9 protein-coding genes are annotated in these 17,869 nt (G+C 51.1%); 6 read left to right on the forward strand and 3 right to left on the reverse strand.

Annotated elements, in window-relative coordinates:
- The first annotated feature begins 28 nt into the window (after positions 1 to 28).
- The 3 genes from J2Y43_RS25925 to J2Y43_RS25935 are packed head-to-tail and all read left to right on the forward strand — an operon-like array spanning position 29 to position 4,068.
- The gene (locus J2Y43_RS25925; RefSeq protein ID WP_309990135.1) at positions 29 to 1,378 is read left to right on the forward strand and encodes a PhoPQ-activated protein PqaA family protein; all 1,350 of its coding nucleotides are present in this window, start codon (positions 29 to 31) and stop codon (positions 1,376 to 1,378) included.
- 47 nt (positions 1,379 to 1,425) lie between these two features.
- A complete protein-coding gene (locus J2Y43_RS25930) occupies positions 1,426 to 3,204 on the forward strand; it encodes a metallophosphoesterase family protein (RefSeq protein ID WP_309990132.1) in 1,779 nt (592 codons plus the stop codon).
- A gap of 21 nt (positions 3,205 to 3,225) precedes the next feature.
- On the forward strand, positions 3,226 to 4,068 hold the full coding sequence (locus J2Y43_RS25935; RefSeq protein ID WP_309990130.1) for a glycerophosphodiester phosphodiesterase family protein: 843 nt from the start codon (positions 3,226 to 3,228) through the stop codon (positions 4,066 to 4,068).
- A gap of 63 nt (positions 4,069 to 4,131) precedes the next feature.
- Here the strand turns inward: J2Y43_RS25935 and J2Y43_RS25940 are convergent, their stop codons facing one another.
- Positions 4,132 to 5,418 carry a hypothetical protein gene (locus tag J2Y43_RS25940; protein WP_309990127.1) on the reverse strand — a complete coding sequence of 429 codons (1,287 nt, stop codon included), beginning with the start codon at positions 5,416 to 5,418 and terminating at the stop codon, positions 4,132 to 4,134.
- 154 nt (positions 5,419 to 5,572) lie between these two features.
- On the opposite strand from J2Y43_RS25940, the gene J2Y43_RS25945 reads away from it, so the two are divergent.
- Positions 5,573 to 6,796 (forward strand): DegT/DnrJ/EryC1/StrS family aminotransferase, encoded by a 1,224-nt coding sequence (locus tag J2Y43_RS25945; protein ID WP_309990124.1) that lies wholly within the window; start codon positions 5,573 to 5,575, stop codon positions 6,794 to 6,796.
- 24 nt (positions 6,797 to 6,820) lie between these two features.
- Here J2Y43_RS25945 and J2Y43_RS25950 read toward each other — a convergent pair whose 3' ends face one another.
- Both J2Y43_RS25950 and J2Y43_RS25955 read right to left on the reverse strand, forming a co-directional pair.
- Positions 6,821 to 7,336: a GNAT family N-acetyltransferase gene (locus J2Y43_RS25950; RefSeq protein WP_309990121.1), complete on the reverse strand. Its 516-nt coding sequence runs from the start codon at positions 7,334 to 7,336 to the stop codon at positions 6,821 to 6,823.
- 1 nt (position 7,337) lies between these two features.
- Complete coding sequence (locus J2Y43_RS25955) at positions 7,338 to 13,418, reverse strand: alpha-2-macroglobulin family protein (RefSeq protein WP_309990118.1); 6,081 nt, start codon at positions 13,416 to 13,418, stop codon at positions 7,338 to 7,340.
- Between the two features lie 242 nt (positions 13,419 to 13,660).
- On the opposite strand from J2Y43_RS25955, the gene J2Y43_RS25960 reads away from it, so the two are divergent.
- The gene (locus J2Y43_RS25960) at positions 13,661 to 14,734 is read left to right on the forward strand and encodes an efflux RND transporter periplasmic adaptor subunit (RefSeq protein ID WP_309990116.1); all 1,074 of its coding nucleotides are present in this window, start codon (positions 13,661 to 13,663) and stop codon (positions 14,732 to 14,734) included.
- Entirely contained in the window at positions 14,731 to 17,844 is a 3,114-nt protein-coding gene (locus J2Y43_RS25965; protein ID WP_309990113.1) for an efflux RND transporter permease subunit, read from the forward strand. The genes J2Y43_RS25960 and J2Y43_RS25965 overlap by 4 nt, the downstream gene beginning before the upstream one ends.
- Positions 17,845 to 17,869 lie beyond the last annotated feature (25 nt).

Raw genomic sequence — 17,869 nt, forward strand, 5'->3', positions numbered from 1 at the left:
CGATTTTTCAACCCAAATACGAGTGATCATGTTTTTGAAAATAGCCGTTAAGTCCGTATTGCTGACCCTCGTAGCGATCGTTTTTGCGAACGCCCAAAAGGTGACCCCGGAAAACGCATTGGAGAGCTACCTCAACAATGGCGACAAAACCTTCAAATGGGAGTTGAAAGAGACATTCAAACGCGACGATCTGACATTTTACCAGATCCTGCTGACTTCTCAGAAATGGCGGGAATTCACCTGGACGCACCAGCTGACGCTGATTGTACCCAAAGAAAACCGGCACGACGACGCGCTGCTTTTTATCACGGGCGGTTCCAATACAAACGAACAGCCCAATTGGAACAGCAAAAAGGATGAAAAAATGTACGGGTCGCTCGGTGCCGTTGCTACAACCAACCAGGCCATTGTGGCATTGCTTAAACAGACGCCCAACCAGCCGTTTTTCGGTGATCTTACCGAGGATGCGTTGATTTCCTACACCTTACACAACTTCAAAAAAGACAAGGATTATACCTGGCCGCTGCTTTTCCCAATGGTAAAAAGCGCGGTAAAGGCGATGGATGCGGTGCAGCAGTTTGCGCAAAAGGAGTTGAAACATACGGTGAACAGCTTCGTGGTAACGGGTGCATCCAAGCGGGGCTGGACCACCTGGCTCACAGGCGCGAGCGACAAGCGCGTGGAGGCGATCGCGCCGATGGTGATCGATGTGCTGAATATGCCTGTAAGTCTCGATTATCAGATCAAATCATGGGGCGATTACAGCGTTCAGATCGAGGATTATGTGAAACTGGGTATTCCGCAGTCGACCGGCTCGCCGGATGGGCAGGCCATTACGGCCATGATCGACCCCTATTCATACCGCGCCAAACTGACCATGCCGAAGATGATTTTCATGGGGACAAATGACGAGTATTGGGTGGTGGACAATATCAAAAACTACCTCGACAAGATCCCCGGTAAAAACATGCTGCATTATGTGCCCAACGCAGGCCACGACCTTGGCGACGGCAAGCAGGCGATGGAAGCATTGAGCGCATTCTTCGGCGCAACGATTAACAAACGGCCGTATACCGAATGCAAATGGAGCCAGTCGGTCGCCAACCGGAAGGTAAATCTGGACATTAAAACCACGCCGGATGCATTGGTGGATGTGATCCTGTGGTCGGCCAATTCGCCGGACCAGGATTTGCGGAATGATACCTGGACTGCCCGAAGTTTGAAAATCAGCCAGAAATCCAATGTAAAGGTAACCGCCGAGTTGCCGGCCAGCGGATTCCGGGCATTTTATGTGGATTTGAAATATAAAACGCCGCAAGGCAATGTCTACACCGAGAGTACAAGGGTGTTTTTAACGGATAATAAGTCGGTTCTGTAAATCCCTGAAATAGATGTATCTATACTAATGGGAAATTTGAAATAGCCATGATCAAAAACAAAAAATTGCGCTGGTGGGCATTGCTATGCCCGGTTTGGATGTCTCTCGCACTAAGCGCCGAACAACCCGAAAGAACGGTGAAAGAGGTAATAGACCGCGCAGTAACGCGGTTGTACGAAACCCTCACACCTGCGCAGTTGGACACGATTTCGGATAGCTATATTCTGAGCGTGCTCGGCGACCGTGACAAGGAAACACTGGCAACACGTTTCTGGACTTTCGAAGTGAATGTGCCGGTAAGGGTGTCGCTGATGCGGCATACCGGTCAGGCCGTGCTGCCTTTTTGGCTTCAAAAGAGCGGCTTTAAGAAAACGCAAATGCTCGTCAAAAACGAGGAGTATACTTACGAAGTCTGGCAGAAGGATTTCGATAAAGGGCAGGTAGGGCTTGGTATTAATGGTTTTGATAAAGACCGGCCGGTGTATTTCATCAGCGTGGCGCCATTGGAAAAGGCAGAGAAGCTCACGGTTTCGAACGTTGTGCCTGCACAATATGCATTGAGTACTCTCCAAAAAGGGGCATTTACCTACCACGATTGGGATAGCCTCGTATTGACCGAAGTTCCGGACGAGCTGGAAGGTCAGACGCTCTTCACAACCGTGCGGGGGCGCGCACGCGAGGCGCATCTCGTGAATGCATTCCGGAGAACCGCCACACCTTCTTCGGAAAAACCCGACCAGGTGGTGATGACATGGAGCGGCGACCCCGCCACTACCGCGAACATCCAGTGGCGCACCAGCCCGAAAGTGCTGAGAAGTAAAGTGAAATACTGGAAGCCGGGGACATCCGACACGCTTTTTAAGGATGCTACTGCATTTAATATGGAAGACAGGCTGTTGCAGAACGACCGGTTTGTAAACCGGTTTACCGCGCACCTCAAAGGCCTGAGCCCCGGCTCGTTGTACCATTATTCGATCGGTACAGGGCAAGCGCGATGGTCGGCGGCATCGTCATTCCAGACAGCCTCTGATCGTGTAAAAGACTTCTCGTTCATCTGGTTTGGTGACACTCATTATTCGCCTATCTGGGGCGATATGGCGCAAAAGTCGATCAAACGGCATCCTGAAACGGCATTCTTTTCCATCGCGGGCGACCTGGTAACCACCGGCCTGCACCGCGATGATTGGGACCAGCTCTGGGCGCATGCCGGATCGACGTTCACGACGCGGCCATTGATGCCGGTGCCCGGTAATCACGACAGCCAGGATGGCCTGGGCGCGTGGATGTACAAGGAGATGTTCAGTCTGCCGGAAAATGGGCCTGCCGGTCAGCCTTCCGAAATGACTTACGCTTTCCACTATCAGGACGCATTGTTCCTGATGATCGACGCGACGCTTTCCGTGCCACAGCAGACCGCCTGGGTCGAAAACCAGCTCAGGAACTCGAAAGCCAAATGGAAGTTTGCGATGTTCCATTTCCCGCCGTACAATTTTGAAGAGCCTTACGACGAGATCAAGCGGGAATGGTGTACGCTTTTTGACAAATACCACGTGGATATGGTCATGAGCGGGCACATGCATTACTACTTGCGTACGAAGCCGATGTTCAACGACAAAGAGGTGTCCAGCCCGGCGAAGGGTACCATTTACCTGATGTCTATCAGCATTCCCGGCAAGCAGGAACGCTGGCCGAAGGAGGATTATGCCGTGGTGAGGTACAAAGACGGCCCGCTTTACCAGCACGTGTCGATCAAGGGCAACACGCTGTATTACAAATGTTACAATCCCGAAGGCGAGTTAAAAGACGAGCTGACTATTACCAAGTAGTATTCAACAATTTCAATTATAATGACCCGCATTACATTACCCGCTATTCTGTTATTATCCGTTGTTTTTAAAACCCACGCGCAAGTCGGACCGATCAGGAAAGAGTTTTTGAACCCGACCTCTAAAAATGTACTGGTAGCATCGCACCGTGCCGTGCACCATGAACTGCCGGAAAATTCGTTGCCCGCGATCAAGGAGGCGATCAGATTGGGCGTTGATATCATAGAAATTGATGTAAAAGTGAGTAAGGACGGTATTCCAATGCTCATGCACGACGGCAAAGTGGATCGTACCACAACCGGTAAGGGCAATCTCGAAACGCAAACCTTTGAAGCGCTGCGGAAGCTACGCCTCGTTTCCAACGGCAAAATCACGGAAGAAACGATCCCGACATTGGAAGAAGCCCTGCAAATCGCAAAAGGTCGCATCCTGGTCGATCTGGACCTGAAAACCGACCAAATCGAAAAGGTCATTGAAGTAGTGAAAAAAGTGGGCGGAGAGGATTTTGTATTCTTCTTCGACAGCGACTATGAAATTCTTTCCAAAGTAGACGCTGCTTCCAAAAAGTTCATGCTCATGCCGCGGGCCCATTCGCTGGCGATGGCAGATTCGGCATTAACGCGCTTTAAGCCGGAAGTGATCCACATTGATGAGGATTTCTATACGCCTGAGGTTACGAAGCTGATCAGGAGCAAAGGTGCAAGGGTTTGGATCAATGCATTGGGCAAGCCAGATGCGGAAATCAGGAAGGGTAATGCCCGCGAAACGCTCAAAGAGCTCACCAGGGAAGGTGCCAACATTATTCAGACTGACGAGCCGGAGAAGGTGATTCGAGCATTGAAAGAATTAGGATTGCACCGCTAATTGACAAAAGAAAGAGCCACTCTGAAATCTTCGGAATGGCTCTTTCTCTTTCTGCATTTGGAGCTATTCAAACCGCCGGTTAGCCCCATTCAATTCACCGTGGGTGCTGATGGCAACGGCGGTAAGGATGGCGAAAATGGCGACGATGAATATAAAGTTGACGGCCCAGCGGCTGATATTCAGCCCGCGATCCGAGAACGATGCCTGTGTTTTTTTGACGAGAATGGCCAATACGGCCACATTGAGGATGTAAAGGTATTGCTCGATGCGGTACAGGCTCATGAACGCACAGGTAATGAGGATGCTGTAAATTGTGTAGAGACCGAGGTTAAGGAAGAAGAACCGTTGGATATCCTCGTATTGGAGTTCCCGAAACGGTGTTTTTACTTGAATGTAATATTTGAATAAAGTATAACCTGCGAAAGCAAGTACCAGCAGCAACGCCACCCATTGCACGTAGGTGGTAACACCGGCCGCATCTGCCAGCGGATCGAAACTCTGGATTGTTTCTACCAGCCTCTCGGTTTTAAATGATTGATCCCAAACGAAGAACGGAATGACGAGCGCCAGGATGATAATGGGCGCAAGTAGCCGCGAGCGGGACGCCTGCGTGTCGGTGGTTTCCCATTCGGAAGTGAATGTGCCGTATGCCATTCCTGCTCCGCCGAAAAAGCCGATCGAGTATTCCATTACATTCCAGAAATTGAAATGAATGCCGGAAACATTGCCCATTACTTGCAAAAAGTTGCCGAATGCGAACCCGAAACCACCGCCTAATCCGGCGAAAACGGCCAGCCTAATGGTAGAACGCTGCTTGTGACGGATCATATACCAGAACAGCGCGACGGTCATACCGAAACAGGCAGCCCAGGCTTCCGACCGCGGAGGGGTCATGAGCCAGCCGAGTTGTTCGATCAGCAGGTAGTAAAACAGGATGGCGCCCACGGTCATTTCGGTGATTAGTTGCGGCCATTGTACCGGCTTTTCGCGTGAGGAGGCCAATGTAAGTCCGAACAGCCCGCCGCCAATCAGTCCGAACAGCCCGCCGATAATGCCGAGCATCAGAAATCCATAATAGACATTCCCGAATTCGAGCCCGCGTGCGTAGCCGACTACTATCCCGTAGCTGATAATGCCCCCGATGCCCCAGCCTGCCGCCGAAGCCAATGCGAGCTGAAACGCTTTGGCATACCAGTCTTTACGTTTGGCGATGAGAACGATACTCAACCCGCCAATGCCACCGGCCCACGCGGCGCCTTGCTCGTGGCCAAACTGGCCGCGTATGGCCCAGGCGGTGCCCAATGAAATTCCCGCAACAAGCAGGGCATAAAGTAATTGTCTGTTATTCATGAACGGAATGCGACTAAGGGTTTGTGGGATAAATACTGGATTTTGGCCTAAAAAGGCTATAAACTACTCCCGGGGCAGGAGGAAATAGCCCGATTCGCTTTTGGGATAGTATTCCCGTTAAAAACGGGCACGACATTTCCGGAACACGAAACCCATGAGCAGCAAAAGAGCACAACTCGCGATCAACGGTGGTCCCAAAACCATCGACAAGACATTTCCCTGGCCTATTTATGACGAAAATGAGGTGAATGCAGTCGCCGCGATCGTTGCGAGTGGTAAATGGGGTAACCCCGACTGCGGGGACGAGGTGGAGCGTTTCGAACGGGCGTTTGCGGATTATTGCGGGAGCAAATATGCGATTACGTGCGTCAATGGTTCGGTTTCGCTCCGGCTGGCGCTGATGGCGTGCGGCGTGAAACCCGGCGACGAGGTGATTGTGCCGCCTTACACTTTTATTACCACGGCTTCGTCGGTGATTGAATGTAACTGCGTGCCTGTTTTCGTGGATATCGACCCCGAGACTTACAATATCAGCCCCAAGGCCATTGAGGCGGCGATAACGCCGCGCACGAAAGTGATTATTCCGGTGCATTTCGGCGGGCTGGCTTGCGATATGGATGCCATCATGGAGATTGCGCAGCGGCATAACCTCAAAGTGATCGAAGACGCCGCGCATGGGCATGGGGCCGAATACCGAGGTAAAAAGCTGGGTTCTATCGGGCACGTGGGTAGTTTCAGTTTCCAATCGTCCAAAAACCTGACGTCCGGGGAGGGCGGCATTGTCATCACCGACGACGATGAATTGTACGCAATGATGCATTCCCTGCGTAACGTAGGCCGGATCGAGGGCGGGCAGTGGTATGAGCATTACAATCCGGGCTGCAACTACCGCATTACCCAAATGCAGGCCGTACTGCTCTCGGAACAGCTCAAACGCCTGGAAGAACAGACCCGGCGCAGGAATGCCAATGGCTTGTATTTGAATGTTTTGTTGGAAAAAATTGAGGGGGTTTCGCCTCTAAAACGCAACGACACCATTACGCTGCACGGCTATCATATTTACATATTCAAATACGACGCGACGAAATTCGGTGGGCTGCCTAAGAGCGAATTTGCAGCCATGCTGGCGGCCGAAGGCGTGCCGAGTTTCAAGGGTTACCCGCATCCGCTGTACAAGCAGCCGCTTTTTCAGAATAAAACCTTCTTGTGCTATGCCATTCCGGACAGCGCGGATTACAGCCATACCTTTTGCCCGGTTGCAGAGCAGGCTTGCGATACCGACGCGGTATGGATTCTCCAACATGCCATGTTGGGAGAGAAGGCGGATATGGAAGCGTTTGCCGGCGCAATTTTGAAAATTCAGGAGGCCGTCGGGTAACCCGAATGCCTCCTGTGCGAGCGCTTAGAGCTCCTTCCGCATCATTATATCGGTCTGAATATCGTCTCCGAGCGTGAAAAGGTGTTTATCGAATTCCACAAAACCATTCCGTTTGTAAAAACCTATCGCGTTTTCATTCGCTTCCCACACGCCCAGCCACACATACGCGTACCTGCGCTCGCGGGCGATGTCGATGGCTTTGTTATAAAATAGCTGCCCGACTTTCTGGCCCTGCCATGCCCGAAGCACATATATCCGCTCGATTTCCAGTGCGGTATCATCTTTCAATTCGCTTTGCGCCGGACCGTGGTTTACTTTGAGATAACCGATCAGATCGTCGCCATCGTAGGCCAGATGGAACTCCGAATCCGCATTGCTCAGCTCGGAGGCGACCTTCTCTATACTGAATCCCGTTTTCAGGTAATGCGCCATGTTTTCCTCTGTGTTGACGGACGCGAACGATTCATAAAAGGTGTCTATTCCAATTTGTCTGACGGTTTCCAGATCGTTGATGGTCGCTTGAATAAGTTGTATCGGCATATTACTTGTTGGGTAATGCTTTTAATCTGACGCCCTCGCTATGGGCTGTGAACTCCGGCGCGTACATGCATTGGATCGTCGTGATGCCGTTGCTGAAATCGCCCTCGTGTGTTATAAAAAGCGGATATTCGAACACATAAGTTCCTTTTCGCAAGGCATTGAAGAAGAAATTCGTACTCGCATCGCGTGTGCTTTCATAATACCCGAGGCCTCCCTGCCAGCGGTAGCCGCTCAGCACATTCACCGGTTCGAGCCCCGACGCCCGCATATCCTTCATATGCACGTATTCCATATCCCGGTCGACGCGCAATTCGATGCGGACTTTGATCTTATCGCCCACCTTCACCGCGTCGCCTTCACGCACGGGTGTAAGCACCGGGCCGGAATCGGTGTTGGTCTCGACGAAAAGCTGTTTGGAGAGTTTCAGCGGTGTTTCCGCGAATGTGATTTTATCGAGATCTTCAAAATATTGCCAGTAGACGGCGCCCCAGCTGGGCAGAGAGGCGGCGCTCGAACTGCCATTGACCACCACCTCGATATTGCCCATCTGCGGGGTGATGCCGGTGTCGACCGTTTGTTTCATGTAACCGGTACCAAGCTCTGTCTTTTGGTCTTTTGAACTAACCTCAGTATTCCCGATGCGGACCGTAGCCGTCGGGGATTCAGCCAGCCAATCGCTTCCATTCAAAAGCAATGCATAACAAGCCTCTGCTGTGGCTTTGGTACTTTCCCAGCTGCTTGTCTGCTTGTTTTTGAGGAGCCAGGTTTTAAGCTCCCCAACGGCCTGCTGGTCATTCCCGATTTCTTGAAATGCTTCAATAAGCAACGCCTGGCGCTCGATAGGCGCCTCGTGCCACCACCAGCCACGCTGATTGCTTTTCCAATACATGCCCAGTTCGTCATTTCTAACAGCCGTTTGCCGCAGCGATTCCAGGATCTGGCTGGCCGTCTTTTCGTCTTTCGTCCGATGGCATACCAATGCGGTCATACCTTGCAGCAGCTTGGGTTGCGAAACCCAGGTAAGCCTTGCCCGTTCGCTGTAATATTGGTATGCCTTCTGCGTCGCGGCCGGAATAGGCTTTGTGAAGAAGCTTCGCGCATAGAGGTATTGTATTTCAACCGGGCCGGGTACATATTGTTTCAGGTTCGATTTTGACTTGACGAGTTTGTCATAATCCTCCTCGATACGCTTGTCGAGATAAGGCAGGGCCTTTTCGATAATGGCATTGATGTTTGCCAATTGTGCAGAAGGTAATGCATTGATTTTCTGCAAATGGCCGATACCGGTAACAATATACTGCGTCATATAGCGATCGTCCGGCCCGCCTTTGAACCACACAAAACCACCGTTCGGGCTCTGCATTTCCTGCAATTTTTGCATGGCCCCATTCAGCTCGTTCTCCATTTTCGCCAGGTCGAACAGCAATGCGATATTCCGTTTTTGCTCCTCCTCGGTTTTAGCAGCCAATACCCAGGGTGTTTCCTGGATTAGCACGGATTTAAGTTCCTGGTTTTTAGTTAGATTGCTTTGCAGCGCGTCAGTACCCTTCCAGGATTTGAATACCTCTGCAATCCGCGGTGAAGCATTTACAATATGCGAGGCCAGCGAATTGGCATAGTAGCGGTTCCACGTTTGCTCGGCGCATTCGTAGGGATATTCCATTAAATAGGGAAGAGATTGCACCGCATACCAGGCTGGATTGCTGCTGTACTCGACTGTCACCGATTGGTGCGCCAGTGTTTTGGACTTGGACGATGCCAGCAGTTTTTCAAAAGTAAAATGCTTCGTGCCGTTGCCCTTCATCGATAGCGGCATACTCTCCGTCACTAACATTCGGTTGGGAAGGACGGGCAATATGTTTTCTTCGCCATCCGATAGGTTTCCCGCTTTCGCCACTGCCCGCCAGGTGACCATTTTGGTGAAACCTCTCGGTATTTCCAATGTAAAGAATGTGGTGCTGCTCTGCCCGGCGGCAACTGAAAACGAGCTCGATGAGCTGTTGTTGTGGAACAGCTGATCCAGCGACTCATTCGTTTCAGAATCAAACAACAAAAGCGAAACTTCACCATTTACCATTGCGCTGCCCAGGTTTGCCACTTTCACCGGGAAACTGATCCGGTCGCCTTCGCGGAGGAAGCGCGGGGCATTCGGCTGCACCATGAGGTCTTTCTGCGTAACGATCTCTTTGCTGCTGTAACCTATCGCCAGCTCCTGTGTATGGGCGAGCGCCTGGAACTTCCACCTCGTAAGCGCTTCCGGCATGGTGAAAGAGAAGGAAATGTTGCCTTCGCTGTCCGTTTTTAGATCGGGGAAGAAGAAGGCGGTTTCGTTGAAATTGGTGCGGACGGCCGGGGCCGGCTGTTTTTCGGCGGCTGCTTGTTGCTCGCTCTTATTTGTACCATATCCAACTTTCACGACTTCATTCAAATGTGGATCACCTTCTACCGCGAAATCAGTCATTTCTTCTGCGGCCATTGGAGCGGCTTGCGCCATTACCGCGCCGCCTGCCGGAGCGGATTTTTTGTATTCGACGGCGCCCCTTATGGTCATTCGGTTCCTTGAAAGTCTTCTGCTGTAAGGATTAAAAACCAGTTCATCGTACCGCTTTTCAAACGACTTGTAATTTTCGTTGTAGCCGTAAAGAACCTCGGCATTCGTATCGTCGAAATTCCCGCTGTCGGTCCAGCTGCCAAGGCCCATGTGTACGGGCCAGATGTACGGTTTCCGCCATTGGTGTGGGTAAAACTGGTCGAGCGAGGCGTCGTACATGCTTCCGAGCATTTCGGCGGCAACGTGTTCTTTTTTATAACCGCTGATTTTGACTTTCCACGTTTCCTTGCTGCCTGGCAGCGTCTTGTCGCGGAATGTCACATATTCGATTTTCAGGTCCTTGTTTGTCCACGGCACTGCGATGCTCTCAGTATGGGTGTGAATACGATTGTGTTTTACAAATATATAGTCTACCTGAAAGCCACCGCGGTCAGCTTCTGATGGTGTGTAATCAAACTTTTTCAATTCCTCGCTGAATGTCAGGTACGAAAACCCGGCCGGGCCTGATTTGCGGTTGGTTGTGCTGATTACGAATGCCTTGCTCGCCGAAGTGCCCAACATATAAAACCCTTTTTCACCCGGCTCGGCGGCAGTGGCGGGTGTCGCCGTCAGATATTGCGGATATGCGGGCTTCTTCGCGCCCGGATCTTTGAGTTCTGTGAATTTTACCTCGGTCAGTTTTTCTCCGGCGGCATTCGTACTGTGGATCTCGATTTGGTAAAAGCCGGCCGTAAGATTGAATTCCGAAACCGGCACCGTGCTGTCCGGCGCCAATTGTACGGTTTTAGTCACGGGAGAGCCTGCTTTTTCCCAGTTTTCCATCTCTGTTTCGCGATCGTACTCATCGTGCGGGAAGCTGGCGATAAACTCGCTTTTGGACATGACAAACAGGTCTGGTCGTTCCCAATAACGGTTTCGTATGAGCCGGTTTTCAGGCATGATTCGAGTGATCCGGATGGTGGCTTCGGCCGGGGTAAACACACCTGCCAGGTTTTCGGTGCGGATAGCCAACGTTTTGAACTCGCCGGTTTCCATTTCCGAAGGGATCTGAGCCTTCAATACGTACGATTTGTAGCCGACCGAAACCGCCGTTTCCGCACTCCGTGTTTCGCCATTGTTATCGGTCACGTCGGCGTGGATGGTGTATTCAAATACGGGGTCGGCCTTTGGATCAACTTTACGGTCCGGAATGGCTTCAAAATCGACGTGAAACTGCCCGGATGCGTCGGTAACTGCTTCACCATGTGCGATTACCATCGGCTCTTCCGACACCCACCAGCGTTTTCGCGCCCATGCATACGGGAAGCGCGGTGCGCGTACGACCCGGTACTTCACCATCGCGGCGTCAATGGAATTTCCGGCGTAGGCCATGGCCTTGCCAGTTACTTTAATGGTGTCATTTACCTTGTAGGTAGCTTTCAGCGTATCGAATTCGACTGCAAAACGAGGCCGCTTGTATTCTTCGACATGGAAATCAACGCGGAAATTGTCCCGTACCTGAATGTAGAAATTACCCGGCAGCCCATTGCCGGGAATGACAAACGAACCCGAAAAGCTTCCAAAGGCATTCACGCGGTGCTTCGCCTCCGCAACGTGTTCGGCATTGGCATTATAGAGTACTGCCGTAAACTCCTCCTGCTGGCTGTTAAGCACACCGTCGCCTTTTGCGACAATGCCCTTGTAATACACCGTTTGGCCCGGGCGGTAAAGGCTCCGGTCGGTGAACAGGTAAACACGCTCCTTGTCTTGATCGCTTGCCGGCATGGCATCTTCATTGTAATAATACCGGTTCGTATTTTCCTGCACGAACAGCCGGTCGTTTTCATACGTGATATCGAGCATATGCTGCTCGCCGTAGTTCACTTGCCGGATATGCTCCCGTTTGAAATGTGCATCCTTGTCCGCGGTAAGCAGAGCGCCCTTATTTTTGATAAAACTCCTTGTATTGTAATCATAGCGCTTTTGCCATAACTGCACTTTGGCGCCAGGCAATGGTTCACCGGACTCGCGGTTCAGGACAAAGAAATCATCCCCTTTCTGAATAAAACTGATGTCAGAAACGTAGCATATGGCGGCGCCCGTTAATGCGTTGGTCCGGCTGAAGTCTGGCGCGGTGCTGGCCAGGATAACATACTCGCCGGATGGCAAGCCGTCGGCTTTCACTTCCACGGAATGCTCCTGGTAGTCCTGTTTGTCCGGAAGCGGCTGCTCCCAGGATTTTTCGGGTTTGGCCACGGCTAATGTCGTCCATTTTGTGTTCTGCTGATCATCTTCGAGTTTTTTTCGCAGGAACTCATTGAGTTTGATCACCCGGAAATACAGTTTGTTGAAATTCCTGTATTTGACAAGCACCCGGAATGGCTTGCCAATACTGTTGACCATTTCTACCGACAATGCAAGGTTTGGGCGGGTAATCGTTTTGGAAAGATTGAATGCATTCACACCGCCTTCCGTATCGGGATTGTCGCGCATTATCTGCCGGCAGATTTCCAATGCCTTTACCCGCTCGAATTGCCCGGCCGAATCCTTACCCGGCTTGTATCGATCCGCTTTTTCATTGAGCCAGGCTGCTTTGAGATACCAGGCTTGTGCGGCGGCCGGAGTCGTTTGGTACTGATCTTCCACATGGTTGACGGCCATATAATAAAGCTCTGCCTTATCAGGATGTACAGACTTTTGGTTCACGTATTGCAGCCTCGCCAGATCAACATCGATCAACGCACCGGGGTCTTTGTCTTCGAGATGAAATGCGATCAGTTTCTGGTAAAGTAGCAATGCGTGGTATTCCAGCGAAGCGGAGTCCTTAGTTTCAAATTTCCTGTGTATAAAATCGGCCGCGGGGTCGAATGCGGACGCCGTATTGATTTCAAATGCATATGCAGGTTTTTTGATGTTTCGTTCGTCGGAAGAGAAGTACTCCAATGCCCGGAATGCGAGTAAATCAAACAGCGTCGGGCGTAGCTGGCGCATATTGCCTTTGGTAATGATTGCGTCGTAAACGTCCAGCCTTGTTTTCTTTAAAAGAGCTTCTTCCCTTATGGATTCGAGAAACAATGCGCCTATTCTTTCGTGAAAATCCTCGGTGCCCCAGGTTGCAATGTCTTTTTTATCGAAAGCCACGGTGGCGGTGCGATTGTACAATTGCCAGCGGAAAGTCTGATAATATGTGTAATATTCCGATGCGACGAGACTTGTTAGAATCGAGCGGGTGGGACCGGTACTTGCCGCCATTTCCCGTTCCAGTTCTTTGATCGACGCGATGGTGTTGTTGTCGCGGTTTTCGGTCTGCAACTGGGTCATAAACACAGCCGCTTTAATGACCTGTGCATCCTGCTTTTCCTGCTTCGCGAGGCCATAGATCTTCTTCACCTGTTCGAGTGCATCCTTATCAAGCCCCTTGTCGATCAGCTCATCGACCTTTTTCCATTCCGCATTGTAATTCTTAACCGGGCTTTGTCCGTAGGTGTGCATAGTTAATGATATGATAATGGTGATGATCAGATAGTAACCGAAGGTGTACGCTATTTTCATCGTGTGAATGATTTGGTTTGTGATGAATACGATAAATATACTAAAACGCCGCGGCGCCAAAAGCGGCATTGAGCAGCCGGAAAGCGTCATTCAGCAAACAACCCGGGAAAGCGTTGCCGTGCAGAAGTATAAAACATCTACATTGCCTCTTTTTGCAATATGAAGTATCTTTAAATAGTGCTTTTGCAAAATATAACTAATTACTACTCTTCTTGAACGAATTTTATTTTTAAGTAAACTCTATGCGTACGATCATGTTGGTGGCGGGGATCATCGTCGCACTGGTTTTGGGAAAACTGTTTATTTTTTCTAAACCCGGTGAAGGCGAAGGCTCCGATGCGAAAAAAGGTAGTGAGGGGAAAAATGCGAAGTCCTCCGGCGGTGCTGTGCCGGTGAATGTGTTTATTGTGGGTAGGGAATCTATTGAAAACCAGATTTTTGCCTCAGGTACGGTGCTGCCTAACGAGGAAGTGAACCTGATGGCGGAGATATCGGGGCGGCTGGTTAAGCTCGACATCAAGGAAGGCTCGCATGTTACCAAAGGACAGCTGATCGCGAAAATCAATGACCGGGAGCTGCAAGCGCAGTTGCAGAAAGTTGCTTATAACCAGGATTTGAGCAAAAAAATAGAAGCCCGGCAGAAGAAGTTGCTGAACGTGGAGGCGATTAACCTCGAAGAATATGACGTTACCTCCAACAATATCCGGGTTCTGGAGGCTGAAAAGGAAGTTATAGAAGCACAGCTGGAAAAAACGGAAATCCGGGCGCCATTCAGTGGCCGAATAGGATTGAAATTCATCAGCGAAGGTGCATACCTGGCACCGGGTACGCCCATCGTAACCATCGTTCAGAGTAATCCGGTTAAAATCGATTTCACGGTTCCCGAAAAATACAGCCCGAGCATCCGGGTAGGAAGTTCGGTCAAATTCAACCTCGACGGCGATCCTTCGACTTACACTGCCAGAATTTTGGCCATCGACCCGAAAGTGGATGAAAACCTTCGCACGCTGCGTGTGCGTGCGCTCGCCAACAACCCAGAGGGCCGGTTTGTACCCGGCATGTTCGTGAAAGTATTGGCCGACCTCGATGCCAACCGCTCTGCCATGATGATTCCGACGGAAGCCATTGTGCCGGTTTTGAAGGGTAAGAAAGTGTTTGTTGTGAAAGACGGCAAAGCGCAGGAGGCGATGGTGACGACAGGCTTGCGGACCGACAAAAAGATCCAGATCATAGATGGCTTGCAGCCCGGTGATTCGCTGATTACCTCGGGTATCATCGCCATCAAACCCAACACCGCCGTGAAGGTCAACCTATGAGCATATCAACCCTTTCCATCAAAAGGCCGGTTCTCGCGATCGTGATGAACCTGCTCATCATTTTGTTCGGGTTCCTGGGGTATAAGTTCCTGGGGATGCGGGAATTTCCGTCGATCGACCCGCCGGTGGTTTCCATCCGCACGAGCTACACGGGCGCGAACGCCGATATTATAGAATCGCAGATCACCGAACCGCTCGAAAAACAGCTCAACAGTATCGAGGGCATCAAATCCATCAGCTCTACCAGCAGCCAGGGTACGAGCCAGATCACGGTCGAATTCGACATTGGTGTGGATATGGAGCGCGCCGCGAACGATGTGCGCGATAAAGTAGGTTCTGCCTCGCGGACCTTACCGCTCGATATTGACGGTCCTCCGGTGGTAGCCAAAGCAGATGCCAACTCCGAGCCCATTATCGTATTGACTTTCACGAGCAACACACGCTCGCACCTCGAAGTAAGCGACTATGCCGAAAACGTGATCGCTCAGCGTCTTCAGACTATCGAGGGCGTGAGCGAAATCCGCATTTTCGGGCAGAAGAAATATGCGATGCGGATCTGGATGGACCCGGTCAAAATGGCCGCATTGGGCATTACCACCCAGGATGTGAAAACCGCGCTCGACAAAGAGAATGTAGAATTGCCGAGCGGGAAACTCGCGGGTGACAACACCGAGCTGACTGTAAAAACGATCGGCCGCTTCCGTACCGAGGACGATTTCAATGAAATGATTATTAAAAACTCGGCCACGCAGACGATCCACCTGAAAGATATCGGCTCTGCGATGCTGGGCCCCGAAAACGAGGAGACGATTCTCCGCCTGGATAATGTGCCGATGATCGGCCTGGCAATTTCCCCGATGCCGGGTGCCAACTACCTTAATATCGCCAAGGAGGTGAACAAGCGTATGGAGGCGATTAAAAAGGAACTTCCCAAAGATTACAAGCTCGACACGCTGATCGACAATACCATTTTCGTGGAGCGTTCGATTGAAGAAGTAGGGGAAACGTTGCTGATCGCGATCGTATTGGTGGTGATTATCATTTATCTCTTCTTCCGCGATTGGCTCATTGCGTTCCGTCCGCTCATTGATATACCCGTTTCGCTCATTGGTACATTCTTCATTATGTACATTATGGGCTTCTCCGTGAACGTGCTCACGCTGCTTGCGATCGTGCTCGCGACCGGGCTTGTGGTCGATGACGGTATCGTGGTCACGGAGAACATTTTCAAGAAGATTGAGCAGGGAATGAGCCCGATCGAGGCGGCCATTAAGGGCTCGAATGAAATCATATTCGCCGTTTTATCCACATCCATTACGCTGGCGTCCGTGTTTTTGCCGGTGATTTTTATGGAAGGTTTTGTAGGAAAACTGTTCCGGGAGTTCGGTATCGTCATTTCCGCCGCTGTATTGATCTCCGCATTCGTTTCGCTCACGCTCACGCCGATGCTGAATGCGTACCTCGTGCGCAAGACACATAAGAAGAGCTGGTTCTACGAAAAAACGGAGCCGTTTTTTGAAAAGATTACCAATGACTACGGCAATGCATTGGGCAAATTCCTGAAAATGCGCTGGGTAGCCATTCCGCTGGTGGGTATTACATTGGGGATGATCTGGTTTTTTGGTAAAGATCTGCAATCGGAACTGGCGCCGCTCGACGACCGTAACTGGTTCCGGATCAATATGACAGCACCGGAAGGCTCTTCATTTGAATTTACGGACCGTTACGTACAAAATGTGAGCGATATGCTCATGGACTCGATGCCTGGTCGGAAAGGTTTGATGATGATTACTTCGCCCGGAAACTCGGGCCTTGGCGCAGCAAATACGGGTAGTGGTCGCATTGCATTGGTGGATAGAAAGCTGCGGAAAGAATCGCAGCAGGAGATTGCCGATTATATCAACAAGAAACTCAAATCCATGCCCGACGCCAAGTCGTTTGTCGTGCAGCAGCAGACAATCTCGGTGGATTCACGGGGCGGTTTGCCGATTCAGTACGTGATTCAGGCGCCGGATTTTGAAAAATTGCGGGAGTATCTTCCTAAATTCATGGAAGAGGTTTCCGAAGACCCGACCTTCGCGATCACGGATGTGAACCTGAAATTCAGTAAACCTGAAATCCAGATCACGATCGACCGCGAGAAGGCAAAGTCGCTGGGGGTATCGGTACAAGACGTAGCGCAGACGATGCAATTGGCATTTGCCGGGCAGCGTTTCGGCTATTTCACCATGAACGGCCGCCAGTACCAGGTAATAGGCCAGTACGACCGCGCCAACCGCGACGAGCCGCTGGATTTGAAGAGCATGTTTGTCAAGACCAATACGGGTAATCTCGTACAGCTGGACAATATCGTCAAAGCCGAAGAAGAGAGCAGCCCACCGCAGCTATTTCATTATAACCGCTACATGAGCGCCACCGTGCAGGCAGCGCTCGCGCCGGGCAAAACCATTGGCGACGGTATCGCAGCGATGGACCGCATCCGCGATAAATTGAACGACGAGACGATCCAGACCGCATTGAGTGGCTCTTCACGCGACTATGCCGAGAGTTCATCGAATACGATGTTCTCGTTTTTCCTCGCACTGGTGTTGATCTACTTCATTCTCGCCGCGCAGTTTGAAAGTTTTGTGGATCCGTTCATTATCATGTTCACGGTACCGCTGGCTATCGGCGGGGCGGTATTCTCGCTTTGGTTCTTCGATCAGACGCTCAATATCTTCAGTCAGATCGGGATGATCATGCTCATTGGCCTCGTGACGAAAAATGGTATCCTTATCGTCGAATTTGCCAACCAGCTTCGTGAGCAGGGGCGCAGCATTCAGGAAGCGGCATTGGAATCGGCTACAATGCGTTTCAGGCCCATCCTGATGACCAGTTTGGCGACAGTCCTCGGCGCATTACCCATCGCGATGGCGCTCGGGTCTGCGGGTCGCAGCCGGATGTCCATGGGGATTGTGATCATGGGAGGGCTGTTATTCTCGCTCGTACTGACATTGTACGTCATTCCGGCCATTTACACATTCTTCTCGCGGCCTAAGAACTTCGAGAAAATGAAGATGATCGAGCGCGTGGCAAGGGATAGCGAGTTGGAGGAGCCGGCGCACTTCTGAGGAGTTTAAGAAATTCAGACATAAA

Source organism: Dyadobacter sp. BE31 (assembly GCF_031457695.1).
Lineage (GTDB): Bacteria > Bacteroidota > Bacteroidia > Cytophagales > Spirosomataceae > Dyadobacter.

Bases quoted from the DNA above. Each gene is read 5' to 3' on its own strand.
- J2Y43_RS25955 (WP_309990118.1), bottom strand. From the start codon at position 13,418: ATGAAAATAGCGTACACCTTCGGTTACTATCTGATCATCACCATTATC.
- J2Y43_RS25925 (WP_309990135.1), top strand. From the start codon at position 29: ATGTTTTTGAAAATAGCCGTTAAGTCCGTATTGCTGACCCTCGTAGCG.
- J2Y43_RS25935 (WP_309990130.1), top strand. From the start codon at position 3,226: ATGACCCGCATTACATTACCCGCTATTCTGTTATTATCCGTTGTTTTT.
- J2Y43_RS25950 (WP_309990121.1), bottom strand. From the start codon at position 7,336: ATGCCGATACAACTTATTCAAGCGACCATCAACGATCTGGAAACCGTC.
- J2Y43_RS25965 (WP_309990113.1), top strand. From the start codon at position 14,731: ATGAGCATATCAACCCTTTCCATCAAAAGGCCGGTTCTCGCGATCGTG.
- J2Y43_RS25960 (WP_309990116.1), top strand. From the start codon at position 13,661: ATGCGTACGATCATGTTGGTGGCGGGGATCATCGTCGCACTGGTTTTG.
- J2Y43_RS25930 (WP_309990132.1), top strand. From the start codon at position 1,426: ATGATCAAAAACAAAAAATTGCGCTGGTGGGCATTGCTATGCCCGGTT.
- J2Y43_RS25940 (WP_309990127.1), bottom strand. From the start codon at position 5,418: ATGAATAACAGACAATTACTTTATGCCCTGCTTGTTGCGGGAATTTCA.
- J2Y43_RS25945 (WP_309990124.1), top strand. From the start codon at position 5,573: ATGAGCAGCAAAAGAGCACAACTCGCGATCAACGGTGGTCCCAAAACC.